Here is an 18,462-nt window from a genome sequence, read left to right as displayed (position 1 = left end):
CTGGTGGAGGGCGGGGCGCGTTTTTTGGGTGGGGGAACCGCGCTACCCTGGACACATGACAGATTCGGCGCATCCTCGCCGCTGGTGGCACGTTTTTTTGGGAGCACGGACACAGAACATGGCTGCAGCAAACACCTGGCTGGTGATCGGACTCGGCAACCCCGGCCCACGCTATGAGCGCACTCGGCACAACATCGGACAGATGGTGATCGCCGAGCTGGCCGGCCGGCTCGGGCAGCAGCTCAAGCGGCACCGCAGTGCGGCCCTGGTGGCCGAGGGCTTCCTGGCCCCGGGCGGACCCAAGCTCATCGTGGCGACCCTGACCAGCTTCATGAACGTCTCGGGGAAGCAGACCGCGGCACTGGCCTCGTTCTACTCGATCCCGCCGGAGCGAATCATCGTCATCCACGATGAGATGGACATCCCCTTCGACAGCATCAAGCTGAAGATCGGCGGCGGGCACGGCGGCCACAACGGGCTGCGCGATATCGCCGCGGCCCTGGGAACCCCGGAGTTTATCCGGGTGCGTACGGGGGTGGGGCGTCCGGTGGGGCGGCAGGACCCGGCCGACTTTGTGTTGGCACCGTTCACCGCGGCCGAGCGGGAGACCCTGCCCATCCTCATTGCCGATGCCGCCGACGCCACCGAACTGGTGGCTACCGAGGGGCTGACCGCCGCACAGCAGAAGTTCCACAGCCGCGGCTAGGTCCCGGCACCACCCGCATTACGACCAACGGCCTCCTTCCGAGGAAGGAGGCCGTTGTGGATTCGCCGTTTAGTCGGTGACGGTGAGGTTTGCTACCCGGTCTCGGGCCGCGTTCAGGGTAAACCGGAAGCGACGGACCGTGGGCCCCTCGGGACTGTCGGTGTTGATGCGGTAGAGCAGCGTGATGCCGTGGGCGTCGCGCTCAACCCCAAAGTGCTGGGCGCTCACGCGGCGCTCGGTGAACTGGTGCGCCCAGCGCAGGAGTTCACCGTCGCCCACGTACTCGTCATTGTGATCGGTGATCCGGGCGTCCTCGGTGACCAGCGCCAGCAGCGGGGTCGGGTCGGGGAGCACCGCCGATGCGACAAATTCGGTGATGACCGCGGGAAGATCGGTTGCGTTTTCGAGGGTGGCCGAGAGGGTCATGCGGTTCAACTTTCGCCGGGGGACGGGGTGATGATCAACGCTGATCGGGTGGATGTTCACACCATGATTCCCTGCCTCCCCCGACAGTGGGTGAATCCTGGCACCAAATGAACCATAAGCTGTCGCATTTCACTGCATGGTTTTCGGCGTGGATGATGCATGCATGTTTGGTGTCGCGGTGGCGGGGATTCCTCTCCAAAATTGGCGTGTTTTCCACTTGGTAAGGGCGCATTGGGGAGGTGTTTATGCGGGAAACGAATGCTTGAGTGGAGTTTGGCAACGCGTCGCGCAGGGGCTCAGTTCGGGCGCTTTTGCTGGATAGCAGGCACTATCTAGAGACCTTGGGTGTAAAATCACTCGGCTGTTCGTCGATTGTGGTTTCGCTCAGGGCACAGGAACGGCGGATGCCGATGTCACCGGTGCCGTCTAGAATTACTCGGTGATGCTTTCGGGTCTGATTTCAGCGCTTTCTGGCGCGCCCTCATTTTCCGCTGCCCTGGACTATGCCCCGCGCGATGCCGATTTCTCGGTCGCCGAGGGCCTGACCGCCCCGCTGATTGCCGGGCTGGTTGAACGCCGTCGTGAGGCGGGTGCCCCGCCGGTGGTGCTGGCGATCACCGCGACCGGACGCGACTCGGAGTCGCTGATCGCGAGCCTCCGCGCGCTCCTGCCCGGTGGCGATATCGTCGACTTCCCGGCCTGGGAGACGCTGCCGCATGAGCGCCTGAGCCCGTCCACCGAGATCGTCGGTAGGCGTCTGGCCGCCCTGCGGGCACTGCGCACCTGGGATGGCGAGCGTACGCTGATCGTGGTGGCCTCGGTGCGTGCGGCCCTCCAGCCGCTGGCCGAAAACCTCGCCGATGCCGCCCCCATCTCGCTGGTTGCCGGGGCGCGCGGTCACGACCTCCAGGAGCTGGCCGCCCGGCTGGTTGAGGCCGCCTATGTGCGGGTAGACCTGGTGGCGCGGCGCGGGGAGTTTGCGCTGCGCGGAGGCATCCTGGACGTCTTCCCGCCCACGGCCGACCATCCTTTCCGAGTCGACTTCTTCGGTGATGAGGTCGAGCAGATCCGCCGCTTCTCGGTGGCCGATCAGCGCTCCCAAGAGGAGGACCTGCCGGGAATCGAACTGGCACCGGCCCGCGAGCTGCTGCTGACGGCCCCGGTGCGTCAGCGCGCCCGCGAGATGCAGCATGAGTTCCCCGGCATCTCGGGCATGCTGGAAAAGATCGGCGAGGGCATCCCGGTCGAGGGCATGGAGTCCCTGGCTCCGGCGCTGCTGGAACGCCTGGTCAACGTGGGCCACTACCTCCCGGCGGGAACCGCGGTCGCGGTGGCCTCGCCCGAGCGGGTCACCACCCGGGCGATCAGCCTCGCCGAAACCAACCGCGAGTTCCTGGCCGCCGCCTGGAGCGCGGCAACCGCGGGGGCCGGAGCGCCGATCGATCTGGGCGGGGGAGAGTTCATCACCCTGGGCACCCTGCGCGACTCGCTCAAGTATTCCCGCCCCGGCGAGCCCAATACCGACCACCCCTGGTGGACGTTCAGCTCCTTCCAGCAGGGTCCCGTGGGCGGCGATATCGACATCGATGCGCTGCTTGAGGTACGGGTAGAGGCCGAGACCGTGCCGAGCTTCGCCGGAAATGTCGAGGGGGCGATCGCCCACGTGGGTGAGCGCCTGCGCGCGGGCTGGTCGGTTGTGGTGACCGCCGGCGGACAGGGCCTTCTGGAGCGTGCCCGCGACGTCCTGAGCGAAGCCGGCCTTGCCGCCCGCATCGTGACCGAGCTGCCCGCCGAGCTGGAAACCGGTGTCGCGTTCCTGGTCCAGGCGAGCCTGGACCACGGCTTCGAGATGACCGAGATCAACCTGGGCCTGATCAGCGAGGCCGAGTTCTACGGTCGCGCGGTGGGCTACGACTCCCGCGCGGTCAAGAAGCTGGCCTCGCGTCGCCGCAACGTGGTGGATCCGCTCCAGCTCAACCCCGGCGACCACGTGGTGCACCAGACCCACGGCATCGGACGCTTCGTGGAGATGACCCAGCGTACGGTCTCGACCGGCGGGCGCAACCCGATCAAGTCGCTGCGCGAATACCTGGTGCTGGAGTACGCCCCGAATAAGCGTGGCTACCCCGGCGATAAGCTCCTGGTACCCACCGATCAGCTCGACCTGCTCTCGCGCTACGTGGGCGGCGAGGCCCCGCAGCTGTCCAAGATGGGCGGTTCGGACTGGTCCCAGGCCAAGTCCAAGGCGCGCAAGGCCGTGCGAGACATCGCGGTGGAGCTGGTGAAGCTCTACTCGGCCCGGATGAACAGCGTGGGCCACGCGTTCGGGCCCGACACACCCTGGCAGCGTGAGCTGGAGGAGGCGTTCCCGTACCCCGAAACCCCCGACCAGCTGACCACCATCAGCGAGGTCAAGTCCGATATGGAAAAGCCGATCCCGATGGATCGTCTACTCTCCGGCGACGTGGGCTTTGGTAAGACCGAGGTTGCCGTGCGCGCGGCGTTTAAGGCGATTCAGGACGGCAAGCAGGTCGCGGTGCTGGTGCCCACCACGCTGCTGGTCAAGCAGCACTTCGAGACCTTTGCCGAGCGTTATGCGGGCTTCCCGATTCACCTGCGCGCGCTCAGCCGTTTCCAAACCGCCAAGGAAGCCAAGGAGATCATCGCCGGGCTCGAGTCCGGGACCGTGGATATCGTGATCGGTACCCACCGCCTGCTCACCGACAATGTGCTCTTCAAGGACCTGGGCCTGGTCATCATCGATGAGGAGCAGCGTTTCGGTGTCGAGCACAAGGACAAGCTGAAAAAGCTCAAGACCAATGTGGACATCCTGGCGATGAGTGCAACCCCGATCCCGCGCACCCTGGAGATGGCGGTGACCGGGATCCGTGAGATGTCGACGCTGGCGACCCCGCCCGAGGAGCGTCAGCCGGTGCTGAGCTTTGTCGGTCCCTATAACGACAAGCAGGTCGCGGCCTCGATCCGGCGTGAACTGTTGCGTGAGGGCCAGATCTTCTTTGTCCATAACCGCGTGCAGAGCATCAGCCGGGTGGCCTCCCACCTGGCCGAACTGGTGCCCGAAGCGCGCATCGCGGTGGCGCACGGAAAGCTTTCCGAGCATCAGCTGGAGCAGGTGGTGGTCGACTTCTGGGAGCGGAAGTTTGACGTTCTGGTGTGTACCACGATCATCGAAACCGGCCTGGATATCTCCAACGCCAACACGATCATCATCGACCGCGCCGATAAGTACGGTCTGAGCCAGCTGCACCAGCTGCGTGGACGGGTGGGGCGTGGGCGCGAGCGTGCGTACGCGTACTTCCTCTACGATCCCGCCAAGCCACTCTCCGAGACCGCGCATGATCGACTCTCCACGATCGCCGCCAATAACGAGCTGGGCTCGGGCATGCAGGTCGCGCTCAAGGATCTGGAGATCCGTGGTGCCGGAAACATGCTCGGTGGTGAGCAGGCCGGGCACATCGCCGGGGTCGGGTTCGACCTCTATCTGCGGATGATCGGCGAGGCCGTCAACACGTTCCGCGGCGAGGACACCACCGGTCCGACCGAGCTCCGTCTTGAGCTGCCGATCGATGCCCACATCCCCGAGGACTATGTGGATAGCGAGCGTCTGCGTCTGGAGGCGTACCAGAAGCTTTCCAGCGCGGCTTCCTCGGCCAAGATCACCGATGAGGATCGGATCGACCTGGTGGTTGAGGAGCTGCAGGATCGCTACGGGACCCCGCCGCTTGAGGTGCGCAACCTGATCGCGGTCTCCAAGCTGCGGCGCCGGGCCCAGGCTTCGGGGCTCTCGGACGTGATCACGATGGGACCCAACCTCCGCATCGCCCCGGCGCACCTGCCCGATTCGCTGCAGGCACGCCTGCGCCGGATGTATCCGCAGGCCAAGCTGCTGGCCGGCGGCGACGCCCTGGTGCTGCCGCAGCCGCGGATCGACGGCGAGGCTCTGTCCGATGGTGACCTGATCGACTGGGTCTACACGCTGCTGGACGCGCTGTTCCCGATCACCCGGGCGACCAAGGAGTAGCACGCGTTCCGCGTGTCTCGGGAAGACTCGGGACACGCGGGACGAACCGCCTGACAACCACCGGTTCGGCGGTTTCTCGGGTGCCGCGTGGTTTACTGGGTCGGTGCATCACAACGTCTCCGCCCCGCCCCTTTCCACGCCGGCCCGGCGCACCCTGCCGTGGCCGATCCTGCTGTTGCTGGGTGTGATCGCGGTCGCCATCTCGGTGACCGGTTCCTGGATCCCCTCGCTGTGGGGCGACGAGGCCGCGAGCATCATGTCGGCCCAGCGGGACTGGGGATCGCTCTGGGCGATGCTCGGCACCGTGGATGCGGTGCACGGGCTGTACTACGCGTTCCTGCACCTCTGGATCGACGTCTTCGGGGCGAGCCCGTTCTCGGTACGCCTCCCCTCGGCCCTGGCCGTGGGCGGCGCGGCGATTCTGCTCGCGCGCTTTGCCACGCTGCTGGCCGGACGCGGGGTGGGCATCGTGGCGGCGCTGCTGTTTGCCACCGTGCCCCGGGTGACCTACTACGGCACCGAAACCCGCGCCTATGCCTTCACGATGCTGCTGGTCATCTGGCTGCTGTTTGTGCTGGTGCGCCTGGTGGCCCGCCGAGAAACTCGGGTACTGCCATGGGTCGGATTTGCCGCGCTGTTTGCGCTGTCCAGCGTGGTGTTTATCTACACGGTGCTGTTTGTGGTGGTCTTCGCGATCATCGTGCTGATGATGCGCCCGGGCCGCAAGGTCGTCCTGCGCGCCGCCGTGTGGAGCGCACTGGGCGGGATTCTCGCGGTTCCGGTGCTGATCTATGCGTATCTTGAACGTGAGCAGGTCGCCTACCTGCACTCGCGTGATGGGCTGACGATGTCGGCGCTGTTTGAAACCCCGTGGTTCTCGCAGCAGCTGCCCGCGCTGATCGGCTGGGGCCTGATTCTGGTCGGCCTGGTGCTGGCAATCCTCGCCCGGGTGCGCCGCGGATCCGATGCCGCCTGGAGTGTGCGTCTGCGCGCCCTCTACCGTCCCGAGGACCCCGCCCTGCCGGGCGTGCTGACCGTGGCGATCCCCTGGCTCGTGGTGCCCTCGGTGCTGCTGGCGCTGGGCACCGCGGTGACCCCGCTGTACTCCCCGCGCTACCTTGCCTTCACCGCGCCGGCAATCGCGCTGCTGATGGCCGTGGGCCTGGTCGCGGTGACCCGACTCCTGCGTGCCCGCTGGCTGATCCCGATCCTGGTGGTCGCCGTGATGCTCGGCTCGCTGCCCACCTACCTCGGCCAGCGCACGCCTTATCCGCGCAACGGCGGGGTGGACTGGAACACGCTCTCGGAGACCGTGGCCGCCCATGCGAAGCCCGGGGAGTCGATCATCTTTGATCAGACCGCGATCAACGCCCGCAAACCCCGCCTGGCCAAGTATCTCTACCCCGAGGCCTTCGAGGGGCTCAAGGACGTGGGGCTAAAGACCCGCTTCGATCAGACCGACGGTCTCTGGGACAAGGCTTACTCGACCTCCGAAACCATCAAGCGTCTTGACGGCGCGCAGACCGTGTGGCTGGTGCGGGCGGGGGAGCGGTTCTCCACCGACCGGGCCAAGAGCGACGCCTACGTCACCGAGCTGGAGGCCGCCGGCTACACCGCGACCGAAACCCACGACCTCCACCGCTCGATCCTGGTGCGGTACGAACTCACCCGCTAATAGACAGGGCCCCGGAAATCTCCGGGGCCCTTCTGCGTTACCGAGCCGCGCCTATGCGGCGACCGATGTTCGGCGACGCATCACGGTCAGCGCGATGGCGGCGGCGATGGCCGAGACGACCGAGCCCAGCAGGACCGCCAGGATGCCCTGGTCGGAGAGGGCGAGGTCGTTTTCAAAGGCGAGCGTGGTCATCAGCAGGGAGACGGTGAACCCGATGCCGCCGAGCAGGCCCACCGCGACGATCTCATGGGTGCGCATGCGCTCGGCTGTGGGGGTCGAGCCGTTGCGGCTCAGCAGCCAGGCACCGAGTAGGCCGCCGAGCGTGATGCCGATTAGCTTGCCGATCGGCAGCGCGGCCAGGATGCCCCAGAAGGGGGCGGAGAGCTCACCCAGCGGCACGTGGGGGATGACCACCAGGGTGGCCGAGAAGGCAAAGATCGGCAGGACCAGTCCCGCGCTCCACGGTTCCAACCGGTGACCCAGCTTATGGCCCACGCCGGCGGGCAGGATGAGTCCGAAGGCGACTCCGGCCAGGGTCGCGTGCACACCCGAAAGCTGGGTGAGGACCCAGGTGGCGATGCCCAGAATCACCAGCAGGATGCCCAGCATGATCCGAGCCTCACGCGAGGTTGCGCGACCGAGTGCGCGGGCCACGATCGCCGCGACCACCAGCACGATGACCGCACCGGCGAGGGCAAGCAGGTCGGGGCTGCCGCCGAAGAAGATCGCAATAATCAGGATGGCGATCAGATCATCCAGCACCGCCAGGGCCAGCAGGAACACCCGGATTCGCGGGGGCAGACCGCGTCCGAACATGGCCAGCACCCCCAGCGCAAATGCGATATCGGTCGCGGTGGGGATCGGCCAGCCGCCGGGCTGCCCGGCGGGCGCGGCAATCAGCAGGTAGACCAGGGCGGGCACCACCACACCACCCACCGCGGCGATGGCCGGGTGCAGGGCGCGCTGCCAGGAGTTCAGCTGCCCGGCGGTGAGCTCATGGCGCAGGTCGATGGCAACCACCAGGAAGAAGATGGCCAGCAGGCCGTCGCTGATCCAGTGCCCGATGCTCAGGGTCAGCGAACCGACACCCACCTCGGTGTGCTGGAGATCGAGGAGGTCCGGGCCCAGGGGCGAGTTCGCCAGGATGATCCCGGCGAGGGCTGCCCCGAGGAGGAGGAGTGCGCCCGTGCGCTCGCTGCGCAGGGCGGGTTTGACGTGGGAAAGAATCATGCTGTCCGATCGTGATGTGCGCAGATGCGCCGAATACTAACCGTGATCCGTTGGGATCTCCGGGCCGACCAGACTTCCCGGCACTCCACCCACAGAATATCAGTTGACCGCCTTGTAGGCTGGGATTCCGCGACCCGAGCCGGAGGATTCGATGCCCACTCCCCAGAACCCCGCCGATCGGGTTGCCGCCCTGGCGGTTGTCCCCGCCGCCGAGTTTCCCGGTGTTGCCGCGTATGCCGATGCGGGGGCCGAGCTGTCAGCCTATGCCGCCGCGATGCACCAGACCCGTCTCGACTGTGTCTGGACCGAAGCAATGACCCACGCGGGCCTGCGCCGCTACCTGCTTGAGGAGACCCACGAGCTGCTGGAGGCCCTCGATGAGGCCGATCCGGTGCACGTGCGCGAGGAACTGGGCGACCTCCTGCTGCAGATTGTGTTCCACGCCGAGATCGCCGCCGGGGACCCGGACGCGGGCTTTGACCTGGCGGATGTGGTGCGTGATGCCCGGGAGAAGATGGTTCGACGTCATCCCCACGTGTTTGGGCCCGAGGGGGCCGCCGACGTGGACGAGGTCCTGCGGGTGTGGGGCGCGGCCAAGGCCGCCGAGAAGTCCGAGCGGACGGGGATCCTGGACGGGATCGCCCCGACCCTGCCCGCCCTCGCCCGGGCGCAGAAGGTGGCCGCGCGGATCGCCCGGGCCGGGGCGAGCGCCGAATCGAGCGACACCCTGCCGTCCGGGCCGAACAGGACTCAGCCCGCCGTGGCGAGCCACACCGTGCCCGCCGATCCGAGCGACACCCTGCCGTCCGAGGTATTCGCAGACGAGCAGAGCCTGGGCGACTACCTCTATGCGCTTGCCGCCGAGGCTCAGGCGCGGGGGCTGGATGCCGAGTCCGCACTGCGCACCGTCGCAACCCGCCGGGCGGAGCGCGCCTAGCCGCCGAGGCCAATGATGCGTCGCCGATCCGGATGCCGGGTCCGCGGCGCGAGCCTCAACGGGTGAAGCCCGGGTGAACGGGCGTGCGCCGAAATCCTGCGGCGGGTTCACTCATGCCAAAATGGGAGCATGGCAACAGTTAGTGCACCGCGCGGCATGCGCGATTTCCTCCCCGCCGAGAAGGCACGTCGTGAGCACGCGCTCTCCGTGATCCGCCGGGTTTACCGTCGTTTTGGCTTCGATGAGATCGAAACCCCGGTACTGGAAAACTACGACCGCCTGCATTCGGGTCTGGGCGGCGACAACGAGAAGATCTCGTTCAACGTGCTCAAGCGCGGCATCGGTGCCGAGGAGTTGCGCGCCGCCGCCGAGAGCGATGACCTCTCCAGCCTGACCGACCTGGGCCTGCGCTTTGACCTGACCGTTCCGCTGGCCCGCTACTATGCGACCCACCGCGCCGAGCTGCCCAGCGTGTTCCGCTCGGTGCAGATCGCCCCGGTCTGGCGCGCCGAGCGTCCGCAGAAGGGCCGCTATCGCCAGTTTGTGCAGTCGGACATCGACATCATCGGTGAGGCCGGGATCCTGGCCGAGATCGAGCTGATCGGCGCGACCACCGAGGTCCTGCGCGAGCTGGGCATCACCGGCACCCGGGTGCGGATCAATGATCGCCGCCTGATCACCGGGATGCTGGAGGCCTTTGGCTTTGCTCCCGAGGAGTTCTCCGGTGTGCTGATCACCATCGACAAGCTCGACAAGATCGCCGCCGCCGGCGTGATCGCCGAGCTGCGTGAGCGCGGGGTGACCGCCGCGGCGATCGACGCCCTGGCCGTCTTCCTGGAAACCGAGCACGCGGACACCGCGGAATTCTCGGCCGAGTCGATCGCCGCCCGTCTGCCCGCGGGCGTGGACCCCGAGGTGATTGCCGAGCTGGCTCAGATCGGTGCCTCGACCGAGAGCGATCTGGTTTTTGACCCGTTCCTGGTGCGCGGCATGGGCTACTACACCGGTCCGATCTTCGAGATCGAGCACGCCGACTTCGGCTATGCCCTTGGCGGCGGCGGTCGCTATGACGGCATGATCGGCCGCTTCCTCGGACAGGAGGTGCCCGCGGTCGGCTTCTCGATCGGCTTCGAGCGTATCGTGGACCTCATCGAGGCAGACGCGGCATCCGCCGAGGAATCCCTCGTGCTGATCTATGACCGAAACGTGGACCCCGCGGCGCTCATCGCGCTGAAAAACGAGGTGGCCGCCTCGGGCACCCGGGTGCGGTTGGACAAACGTGCAAAGAACTTCCGGGCCGTCCTGGAGCGGGCTGCGGAGGCGGGCTACACCGCCTATGCGACCGTATCGGCGGAGACCAGCGGGGCGTCCGATCTGGACGTTAAACCGCTCGGCGCGGCCGAATAGGCCGGATAGACTGACAACTAGCAGTACACACCCTGATCAAGGAGAAAACATCGTGGCACTTGTTGAATTCGTGAACGCTCGCGAGATTCTGGACTCGCGCGGAAACCCGACCGTTGAGGTTGAGGTTGGACTGGACGACGGTTCCTTCGCCCGCGCAGCGGTGCCGTCCGGCGCCTCCACCGGCGCCTTCGAAGCCTATGAGCTTCGTGACGGCGACAAGGCTCGCTACGGCGGCAAGGGTGTGCTGAACGCCGTCAACGCCGTGATCGAGGAGCTCGCCCCGGCCATCGAGGGTCTGCCCGCCGATGACCAGCGCGTGATCGACGCCGCCCTGATCGCGGTTGACGGCACCGACAACAAGAAGCGCGTGGGCGCCAACTCGATCCTGGGTGTGAGCCTCGCCGTTGCGCGCGCCGCAGCCGACGCCTCGGGCCTGCCGCTCTACCGCTACCTCGGTGGCCCGAACGCGCACGTGCTGCCCGTTCCGCTGATGAACGTGATCAACGGTGGATCGCACGCCGACACCTCGGTCGACATCCAGGAGTTCTTCCTGGTTCCCCAGGGTGCCGCCACCTTCTCCGACGCACTGCGTTGGGGCACCGAGATCTACCACGTCCTCAAGGGCGAGCTGAAGTCGAGCGGCCTGGCCACCGGCCTGGGTGACGAGGGTGGCTTCGCCCCCGACCTCGCCAGCAACCGTGCTGCACTCGACTTCCTGATCGCCGCAATCGAGAAGGCCGGCTTCACCCCCGGTAAGGAGATCAGCCTGGGCCTCGACGTCGCCTCGAGCGAGTTCTACCGCGAGGGTGCCTACCAGTTCGAGGGCAAGGCACGCACCGCCGCCGAGATGACCGCCTACTACGCCGACCTGGTCGCCAACTACCCGATGGCCACCATCGAGGACCCGCTGGACGAGGACGACTGGGAGGGTTACTCCATCCTGACCGCCGAGCTCGGCAAGAAGGTTCAGATTGTTGGTGACGACCTGTTCGTGACCAACCCCAAGCGTCTGGCCAAGGGCATCGAGCGCGGCGACGCCAACTCGCTGCTGGTCAAGGTCAACCAGATCGGTACCCTGACCGAGACCCTGGATGCCGTGTCGATGGCTCAGCGTGCCGGTTACACCGCGATCCTCTCGCACCGTTCGGGTGAGACCGAGGACACCACCATCGCCGACCTGGCCGTGGCCACCAACGCCGGTCAGATCAAGACCGGTGCGCCGGCTCGTTCGGAGCGCGTTGCCAAGTACAACCAGCTGCTGCGTATCGAGGAGGAGCTGGAGTCGGCCGCCGTTTACGCCGGTGCTTCGGCCTTCCCGCGCCTGAAGTTCTAATTCTGCGGCAAACGTACTCATTTCGGCGGGCCTGGCGGCCTTCCTGAAAGCTTTCGGTACGCGGGAGGGTCATCCGAGGTTCTGGATGATCCGCCCGTAAGCTGAACGCAGTACTACCGGTACTCCCGGTCCTGGTCCCCTCGGGGACGCGGGGCCGGGAGTCCGTTTTTCTCGGGTTCCTTCCCCTCGGCGACGTTGCGGAGAGGGCCCCGAGTTCCGGGTCCGCATCGTGACGGCCCGCGCATCGACCAGCGAAGGGAATACCGCCATGACCGAGACCGGAAGCAGTGCCCAGTCCGGGTGGATGCGTCGTCTTCGGCTGTCCGGGTTTGCCGCCATTATGCTCGGCGTGATCGCGCTGGGTGTGGTGATCATCGCGCCGAACCTGAAAACCTATGTCGAGCAGCGTCAGCAGATCGCGATCTACCAGAAGCTGGTGACCGACGATAAGCACACGGTGAAAAACCTGATGGCCGAACGTGAGCGCTGGAACGACAAGACGTATATCGAAACCCAGGCGCGAGACCGGCTCTACTACGTCAACCCCGGTGAAACCACGTACACGGTGCGCAACGATCTGGATCCCGCGGTTTCCGGGAAGGAACCCGATCCGGTCAGCGACAAGGTGAAAACCGGAGACGCGAACTGGTCGGAAAACCTGCTCGGTTCGTTCCTGAGCGCAGGTCTGGGTAAGGTTGCGGTGGGGAATACACCCGAAAAATAGGTGTATCCCGCACCAGAGTGACCAGCCGTAGGAGAAAAACGCATGACCACCCCGCCCTTTGACCCGGTAACCGACGAGGATATTGCCATCGTCTCGGCCCAGCTTGGCCGTCCGGCACGCGATGTGGTGGGAATTGCCGCACGCTGCGTGTGTGGGGCCCCCACGGTGGTGTCGACCAAGCCGCGCCTGAGCGATGGTACCCCGTTCCCGACCTTCTACTACCTGTGCCACCCGGCCGCGACCGCAGCAATCTCGCAGCTTGAGGCCGAGCACGTGATGAACGAGTACAACGACCTGCTGGCCGAGGATGAGGACCTGCGTACCCGCTATGCGGCCGCCCACGAGGCATTCCTCGCCGACCGCTACAGCATCGAGGACATCCCGGAAGTACACGGTATCTCCGCCGGCGGCATGCCCGTGCGCGTGAAGTGCCTGCACGCCCTCGCCGGTCACGCCCTGGCCGCCGGACCGGGCGTCAACCCGATCGGCGATCTGGCTCTTGAGCGCGCGACCTGGTCGCCGAATGTCTGCGAGTGCCCGGACTACTCGGCCGCCGAATAACACTCTTCGGGACACGCGCGATGGTGCGTGTCCCAAGGGAGCAGCCACTGGTCCAACAGGCCCGCACATTAGTGTTTCACCGACTGCACATCCGCCCGTTTACCGCGTGAACGCGGGGTTAACGCCGGGGCAGTGCTATCGTTGAATCTGCTTGGTGCCAGTGCTGCTGCCGCAAGCCCCTCGGACGCTCCCGTGTCGGAACGCCTCGATTTGCAAACACCCCTCGCTACAGGAGAAATCTCACAGTGCCTAAAATTCTGATCGTCGGCGGCGGCTACGCGGGTTTTTATACCGCGTGGAAGCTGGAAAAGCACCTTCGGGCCGGGGAAGCAGAGGTCACCATGGTCGACCCGCTGCCCTACATGACCTACCAGCCGTTCCTCCCCGAGGTTGCGTCCGGTTCGATTGACCCGCGTCACGCGGTTGTCGCTCACCGTCGTCACCTGAAGAAGACCCACATCGTTACCGCGAAGGTCACCTACATCAACCACGCCGAGAAGAAGGCGACCATCCAGCCGCCCGTCGGCGAGGCGTACGACTTCGAGTACGACCAGATCGTGATCACCGCCGGTGCCGTTTCGCGCACCTTCCCGATTCCGGGTGTGGCGGATGAGGCGATCGGCCTCAAGACCATCGAGGAAGCCGTCGCGATCCGCGACCGCATGCTGCACAACTTCGACCTGGCCTCGCAGATGCCGGCCGGTCCGGAGCGCGACCGCCTGCTGACCGTCACCGTCGTTGGTGGTGGATTCGCCGGTATCGAGGTCTTCGCCGAGCTGCGCAGCTTCGCCTCGGACCTGCTGTCGCAGTACACCGAGCTGACCTTCGATGACGTGCACTTCAACCTGGTTGAGGCCGCCCCGCGGATCATGCCCGAGGTGTCGCTGGAGACCAGCCACTGGGTGCTGAAGAACCTCGCCGAGCGTGGTGCCAAGGTCTTCCTGGAGACCCAGTTCTCCTCCTGTGTCGACGGCAACGTTGAGCTCTCGGACGGCACCAAGTTCGAGTCGGACCTGATCATCTGGACCGCCGGTGTCATGGCGACCCCGCAGATCGTCCGCAACACCGACCTGGAGATCGAGGCTCGTGGCCGTCTGGTCACCCGTCCCGACCTGCGTCTCGGTACCGAGGATGCTCCGGTTGAGGGTGCCTGGGGTGCCGGTGACGTCACCGCCGTTCCCGACCTGTCCGGTGGCGGCGTGGGTGGCATGTGCGTGCCCAACGCTCAGCACGCCGTGCGTCAGGGCCGTCTGCTGGCCAAGAACCTGGTTGCCGTCCTGCGTGGCGAGAAGCCCAAGGACTACTTCCACAAGAACATGGGTGCGGTTGCCGGTCTCGGTATCGGCATCGGCGTGTTCCAGTCGGGCAAGTTCTCGATGAAGGGCTTCCTCGCCTGGGGTGCTCACCGCGGATACCACGGTCTGGCCATGCCGACCTGGGAGCGCAAGTGGCGCGTCATCTGGGGCTGGTGGCACAACGTGTGGCTGGGTCGCGACATCGTTGGCCTGTCGGCCACGCTGACCCCGCGTCGCGCGTTCGAGGAGTTCGCTTCTCGCCCGAAGCCGCCGGTAGAGGCAGCTCCGGAGGCGCCGAAGGCCGAGGCCCCCAAGGCTGAGAAGCCCGCGAAGGCCGAGAAGCCTGCCAAGGCTGAGGCTGCCAAGGCCGAGAAGAAGGCCGACAAGGCCGAGGCACCGGCCGCCAAGTAGCTGCCGTCATTCAGGGGGTTCGATCCACGGATCGGATCCCCTGAATGCGTCCACCGAGTTGAGTGCCCTACACTGTTGAGCACTCACGCCCCCATAGTCCAATGGCAGAGACAGGCGACTTAAAATCGCTCCAGTGTCGGTTCGAGTCCGACTGGGGGTACCAAAGGGCCCGGGATCATGATGATCCCGGGCCCATTGTGCTACCCGGTGATTTAACAATCGCGGTTGATATGAATAAGGGTGAGGGTCCGAAGATCTGACCATCGCCCTGAGGAAAGGATCGCGAACATGTCACGAGCACGTCGTATCATCCGAGTTGCGCCTGCCCTGGGAGTCGGTCTGGCCGCGGCGCTGATCTTGACCGGCTGTGTCGCCAGGTCCGCGGCGCCCGCCTCGAGTGGTTCCACCACCCCCGCGCACACACAATCCGCTGCGGAGACCGAGGCCACCGCGGCCCTGTTTGACGCGGTGGCTCGGGACGATGCGGCCGAGGTCACCCGGCTGATTGCCGCCGGGGCTGATATTGAGGCGCGAAACGGCAGTGATCAAACACCGCTGATCGCAGCGACCAAGGCCAACCGGATCGCCGCCGCGCGCGCCCTGATCGAGGCCGGGGCCGATGTGAATACGAAGGACGGGATCCAGGACAGCGCCTACCTGTACGCCGGTGCCGAGGGATTTAACGAGATCCTCACGCTCACCCTGGCAAACGGTGCCGACCTGGCTAGCACCAACCGCTACGGCGGCACCGCGCTGATTCCCGCGGGCGAGCACGGCCACGTCGAGACCATCCGGCTGCTTCTGGATGCCGGGGTGGATCCCGACCACATCAATAAGCTCGGCTGGACGGCGCTTCAGGAAGCGGTCCTGCTGGGCGCCGACGGGCCCGACCACCAGGAAAGCGTGAAGCTGTTGATCGCCGGTGGAGCGGACGTGAACCTGCGCGATTCAAAGGGCAATACGCCGCTCAAAAATGCCGAAGACCGAGGGTCACAAAACCTCGCGGCGCTGATTAGGGACGCCGGCGGACACCGCTAGCAAAATCCCCCGCACCGGTTGGTGCGGGGGATTTTCGGTGCGAGCACACTATTTGCTGACGTTCACCAGACCGTTGAACCCGTCGGGGACTACCACCAGGTTGCCACCCTTACCGAGCTCCTTGAGGGTGTCCAGGTAGCGCTGCTTGAGCACCGGGTCGGTCAGCGATTCGGCGAGTTTGCGGTTCGCCTCCGACTCGGCCTCGGCCTGCACGATCTTCTGCTTGGCCGACACTTCGGTTGCCTCCAGCTCCGCCTTGGCCTTTTCGACCTCGGTGCGGGCGTTTTGGGCATCGGCAAAGCGCTTCTGCACGTCCTCGGGGTAGCGAATCTCCTGCAGTGAGACCGAGTCCACCAGCACACCCTTGGACGTCCAGCGCTGCTCCAGATAGTCGGTGATTTCCTTCTCAACCTTGGCACGGGAGTTCAGCAGGTCCAGGGTGCCATAGGCGGTGGGGACGGTGCGTACGCCGGCCCGGATATCGTTGACGATGAACTTGGAGATGAAGTTCTCCTGGCTGCCGTACTGCTTATAAACTGCGCTTACGGCATCGGGCTTAATCGAATAACGCACGCTGATGTCGATATTCGCCGAGACGCCCTCGCGGTCCTGTACCGTCACCTGGGAGCCCTGCAGGTCCACCTCATCGTTCTCGGTGCCGGCAAAAACCACCTGCTGATTGCGAATGTCGTAGGAGATGGTGTCCTGCCAAGGGGCATGGAACCCGGCACCAGCCTCGGTGACCTGCCCCTGCACCTCTCCGGTGAAGGAACGGATGACCTTGGCCTGCCCCTCATCGTTGGTATAAAACGATGTGAAAAATAGCATGCCCACGCCCAGGACACCGGCGATTCCGGTCACTCCCAGAGCGAGGGACCGACGATTCGGGGTGGCAAATAAGACGATGGCGGCCACGATAGCCACCACCAAAAAGAGCAGGGCAACAACAAACATCGGGTGACTTTCTGGGTTGATTAGCGGTCGGAACTGCGACCGATCAGGAACGAAGGAAGGGTACACACGACGTGAGGCCGGGACCATTCGGCCCCGGCCTCACGCAAATGGAGCTTAGGCGTTCTGGGTGTAACGTGCCTGGCCGAAACCGAGGATCAGGTAGCCGATGAACGGGAACAGGAACAGCAGGAAGAACGAGAACGCCCCGCCCTTACCGAACTTCCGGCCCAGATCGAAGGCCACGATGATGGCCATCACGATGTTGACGATCGGGATGAGGTACAGCAGCACCAGCCATCCGCTGCGACCAACGATGCGCAGGGTGATGATGACGTTGACGATCGGGATGATCGCCAGGATACCCGGGCGTCCAGCCTTGCTAAACACGGCCCACAGACCGATGACCGAGATGACGTAGAAGATGAATCCGCCGGTACCGGTCGTGGTGGTGATCTGGTTCAGACCGTCCTGCACGTCGGTGTTGATTTCCGCGGGGAGGAGCGAGAGGTGAGAGAACACACAAAACCTTTCAACGATTCGTGCCGCCCCGAATGAGCGGCGAGGATAACGATAGTGCGTGTATGGGTAATCTCGCGAGAGGCACGGCCACAAAGTGTGGGTCTAACCTCCACCGGTCTTCCATAGGTAAGTCACAGATCACACTCAGCCTGTTCCGGATAACGGGGATATGCTCTTCCTGAGTGGCGCCACGGATCGACGCCGGAAAAGAAGAATCATGTCGGCGTCACAGTCCTCACGCATCCTGGAAACCTCGGCCGGCCCGGTGGAATACGCCGAGCGCGGGAGCGGGGTTCCGCTGATCGTCCTGCACGGAACACCGGGCGGTTTTGATCAGGGTTTGTCTCTCGCCGAGACCATCGGAACCGACGCCGGGGTGCGCGTGATCGCAATCTCTCGTCCCGGCTATCTGCGCACACCGTTGGAGCTGGCGCCGGGTCCACGCCGCCAGGGTCTCCTCCTGGGACCGGTGATGGATGCGCTCAACCTGCACACGGCCGCGGTAGCCGGAATCTCCGGGGGCGGTATGGCCGCGCTCTGGGCCGCCGCCAATCTGCCCGACCGTGTCAGTGCGCTGGTGCTCATCGAGGCTCTGGTGGCCGCCCAGGACATTTCGATGCCGCCGGGCGCTCGGTTCCTCCTGACCCGACGCGGTATCGCGCGGGCGGCGACTACAAAGCCGATCCAGCGGATCCTGGCCCGGGGGATTCCCGGACCCGATGCCGAGGGGTGGGATGCGCGCGCGGTGGTGCGCACCATCACCGCCTCCAGCTTTCCCTATGCGCCGCGGATTCGCGGGACCGAGAGCGACACCCGATATGCGGCGGAGTTTGTGGCACCCGATCCGGCCCAGATCACGATGCCCACACTGATTGTGCACGGAGAGCGGGATCGAACGGTTCCGATTGGGCCCGCTCGTGCCCTGGCGGCGGCTCTGCCCGACGCACGGCTGATCGCGCTTCCTCACGCCGATCACACCAGCACCGTTCCCTCAGCCGAGGTGCGCCGCGAGGTTCCGGACTTTGTGCGCTCCCAGGCGGGCATGAGGGTGCGTTAACGCATTGTTCAGCCACGGCATAGGTGGGGTTCAGACGCGCTCCGTAGCGTGGGGGCATGTTCGGAGGGTGCAAGCGCTTCGGGCATCACCACTAGGCTCCGATCGGGCATTCCCGATCGCGGGCCGTCCACGTCCACACCGGCCGGG

Annotated in this window: 15 protein-coding genes and 1 tRNA gene; 12 read left to right on the top strand and 4 right to left on the bottom strand. The window is 65.6% G+C overall.

Annotation, left to right across the window (positions count from 1 at the left end; all coding sequences use genetic code 11):
• Nucleotides 1–118: 118 nt before the first annotated feature.
• On the top strand, nucleotides 119–706 hold the full coding sequence (gene pth, locus D9V34_RS13690; protein ID WP_121687158.1) for an aminoacyl-tRNA hydrolase: 588 nt from the start codon (nucleotides 119–121) through the stop codon (nucleotides 704–706).
• A gap of 69 nt (nucleotides 707–775) precedes the next feature.
• On the opposite strand, the gene D9V34_RS13685 is transcribed toward pth, so the two are convergent.
• Nucleotides 776–1,132: a hypothetical protein gene (locus tag D9V34_RS13685; protein WP_147441586.1), complete on the bottom strand. Its 357-nt coding sequence runs from the start codon at nucleotides 1,130–1,132 to the stop codon at nucleotides 776–778.
• 439 nt (nucleotides 1,133–1,571) lie between these two features.
• On the opposite strand from D9V34_RS13685, the gene mfd reads away from it, so the two are divergent.
• Complete coding sequence (mfd, locus tag D9V34_RS13680; protein ID WP_121687156.1) at nucleotides 1,572–5,174, top strand: transcription-repair coupling factor; 3,603 nt, start codon at nucleotides 1,572–1,574, stop codon at nucleotides 5,172–5,174.
• 103 nt (nucleotides 5,175–5,277) lie between these two features.
• On the top strand, nucleotides 5,278–6,849 hold the full coding sequence (locus D9V34_RS13675; protein WP_121687155.1) for a glycosyltransferase family 39 protein: 1,572 nt from the start codon (nucleotides 5,278–5,280) through the stop codon (nucleotides 6,847–6,849).
• 51 nt (nucleotides 6,850–6,900) lie between these two features.
• On the opposite strand, the gene D9V34_RS13670 is transcribed toward D9V34_RS13675, so the two are convergent.
• The gene (locus tag D9V34_RS13670; protein WP_121687154.1) at nucleotides 6,901–8,079 is read right to left on the bottom strand and encodes a Na+/H+ antiporter NhaA; all 1,179 of its coding nucleotides are present in this window, start codon (nucleotides 8,077–8,079) and stop codon (nucleotides 6,901–6,903) included.
• 151 nt (nucleotides 8,080–8,230) lie between these two features.
• On the opposite strand from D9V34_RS13670, the gene D9V34_RS13665 reads away from it, so the two are divergent.
• The 8 genes from D9V34_RS13665 (at nucleotide 8,231) to D9V34_RS13630 (ending at nucleotide 15,785) form a co-directional block, all read left to right on the top strand.
• On the top strand, nucleotides 8,231–9,016 hold the full coding sequence (locus tag D9V34_RS13665; protein WP_245991808.1) for a MazG nucleotide pyrophosphohydrolase domain-containing protein: 786 nt from the start codon (nucleotides 8,231–8,233) through the stop codon (nucleotides 9,014–9,016).
• A 129-nt stretch (nucleotides 9,017–9,145) separates the two neighbouring features.
• Entirely contained in the window at nucleotides 9,146–10,423 is a 1,278-nt protein-coding gene (gene hisS / locus D9V34_RS13660) for a histidine--tRNA ligase (protein WP_121687153.1), read from the top strand.
• A gap of 52 nt (nucleotides 10,424–10,475) precedes the next feature.
• On the top strand, nucleotides 10,476–11,756 hold the full coding sequence (eno, locus tag D9V34_RS13655) for a phosphopyruvate hydratase (protein ID WP_030148405.1): 1,281 nt from the start codon (nucleotides 10,476–10,478) through the stop codon (nucleotides 11,754–11,756).
• A 268-nt stretch (nucleotides 11,757–12,024) separates the two neighbouring features.
• Nucleotides 12,025–12,480: an FtsB family cell division protein gene (locus tag D9V34_RS13650; RefSeq protein ID WP_121687152.1), complete on the top strand. Its 456-nt coding sequence runs from the start codon at nucleotides 12,025–12,027 to the stop codon at nucleotides 12,478–12,480.
• A gap of 42 nt (nucleotides 12,481–12,522) precedes the next feature.
• On the top strand, nucleotides 12,523–13,041 hold the full coding sequence (locus D9V34_RS13645) for a DUF501 domain-containing protein (RefSeq protein ID WP_121687151.1): 519 nt from the start codon (nucleotides 12,523–12,525) through the stop codon (nucleotides 13,039–13,041).
• Nucleotides 13,042–13,286: 245 nt separating this feature from the next.
• Nucleotides 13,287–14,747 carry an NAD(P)/FAD-dependent oxidoreductase gene (locus D9V34_RS13640; protein ID WP_121687150.1) on the top strand — a complete coding sequence of 487 codons (1,461 nt, stop codon included), beginning with the start codon at nucleotides 13,287–13,289 and terminating at the stop codon, nucleotides 14,745–14,747.
• Nucleotides 14,748–14,834: 87 nt separating this feature from the next.
• Nucleotides 14,835–14,910: transfer RNA gene (locus tag D9V34_RS13635), tRNA-Leu, on the top strand.
• Nucleotides 14,911–15,035: 125 nt separating this feature from the next.
• Nucleotides 15,036–15,785 carry an ankyrin repeat domain-containing protein gene (locus tag D9V34_RS13630; protein WP_121687149.1) on the top strand — a complete coding sequence of 250 codons (750 nt, stop codon included), beginning with the start codon at nucleotides 15,036–15,038 and terminating at the stop codon, nucleotides 15,783–15,785.
• 48 nt (nucleotides 15,786–15,833) lie between these two features.
• On the opposite strand, the gene D9V34_RS13625 is transcribed toward D9V34_RS13630, so the two are convergent.
• Complete coding sequence (locus D9V34_RS13625; protein WP_183091793.1) at nucleotides 15,834–16,739, bottom strand: prohibitin family protein; 906 nt, start codon at nucleotides 16,737–16,739, stop codon at nucleotides 15,834–15,836.
• A gap of 114 nt (nucleotides 16,740–16,853) precedes the next feature.
• Nucleotides 16,854–17,258 (bottom strand): DUF5684 domain-containing protein, encoded by a 405-nt coding sequence (locus tag D9V34_RS13620; protein WP_245991806.1) that lies wholly within the window; start codon nucleotides 17,256–17,258, stop codon nucleotides 16,854–16,856.
• Nucleotides 17,259–17,475: 217 nt separating this feature from the next.
• Between D9V34_RS13620 and D9V34_RS13615 the strand changes: the two genes are divergently transcribed.
• The gene (locus D9V34_RS13615) at nucleotides 17,476–18,315 is read left to right on the top strand and encodes an alpha/beta fold hydrolase (RefSeq protein WP_183091792.1); all 840 of its coding nucleotides are present in this window, start codon (nucleotides 17,476–17,478) and stop codon (nucleotides 18,313–18,315) included.
• The last annotated feature ends 147 nt before the right edge of the window (nucleotides 18,316–18,462 follow it).

The organism is Mycetocola lacteus (assembly GCF_003667575.1).
Taxonomy (GTDB): domain Bacteria; phylum Actinomycetota; class Actinomycetes; order Actinomycetales; family Microbacteriaceae; genus Mycetocola; species Mycetocola lacteus.
This window is presented reverse-complemented; position numbering and strand designations above follow the sequence as displayed.

What these genes read in the sequence shown, in the direction of transcription:
- D9V34_RS13685 (WP_147441586.1), bottom strand. Translation starts at nt 1,132, where the DNA reads ATGACCCTCTCGGCCACCCTCGAAAACGCAACCGATCTTCCCGCGGTC.
- pth (WP_121687158.1), top strand. Translation starts at nt 119, where the DNA reads ATGGCTGCAGCAAACACCTGGCTGGTGATCGGACTCGGCAACCCCGGC.
- D9V34_RS13670 (WP_121687154.1), bottom strand. Translation starts at nt 8,079, where the DNA reads ATGATTCTTTCCCACGTCAAACCCGCCCTGCGCAGCGAGCGCACGGGC.
- D9V34_RS13615 (WP_183091792.1), top strand. Translation starts at nt 17,476, where the DNA reads ATGTCGGCGTCACAGTCCTCACGCATCCTGGAAACCTCGGCCGGCCCG.
- hisS (WP_121687153.1), top strand. Translation starts at nt 9,146, where the DNA reads ATGGCAACAGTTAGTGCACCGCGCGGCATGCGCGATTTCCTCCCCGCC.
- D9V34_RS13630 (WP_121687149.1), top strand. Translation starts at nt 15,036, where the DNA reads ATGTCACGAGCACGTCGTATCATCCGAGTTGCGCCTGCCCTGGGAGTC.
- D9V34_RS13645 (WP_121687151.1), top strand. Translation starts at nt 12,523, where the DNA reads ATGACCACCCCGCCCTTTGACCCGGTAACCGACGAGGATATTGCCATC.
- D9V34_RS13625 (WP_183091793.1), bottom strand. Translation starts at nt 16,739, where the DNA reads ATGTTTGTTGTTGCCCTGCTCTTTTTGGTGGTGGCTATCGTGGCCGCC.
- D9V34_RS13650 (WP_121687152.1), top strand. Translation starts at nt 12,025, where the DNA reads ATGACCGAGACCGGAAGCAGTGCCCAGTCCGGGTGGATGCGTCGTCTT.
- D9V34_RS13665 (WP_245991808.1), top strand. Translation starts at nt 8,231, where the DNA reads ATGCCCACTCCCCAGAACCCCGCCGATCGGGTTGCCGCCCTGGCGGTT.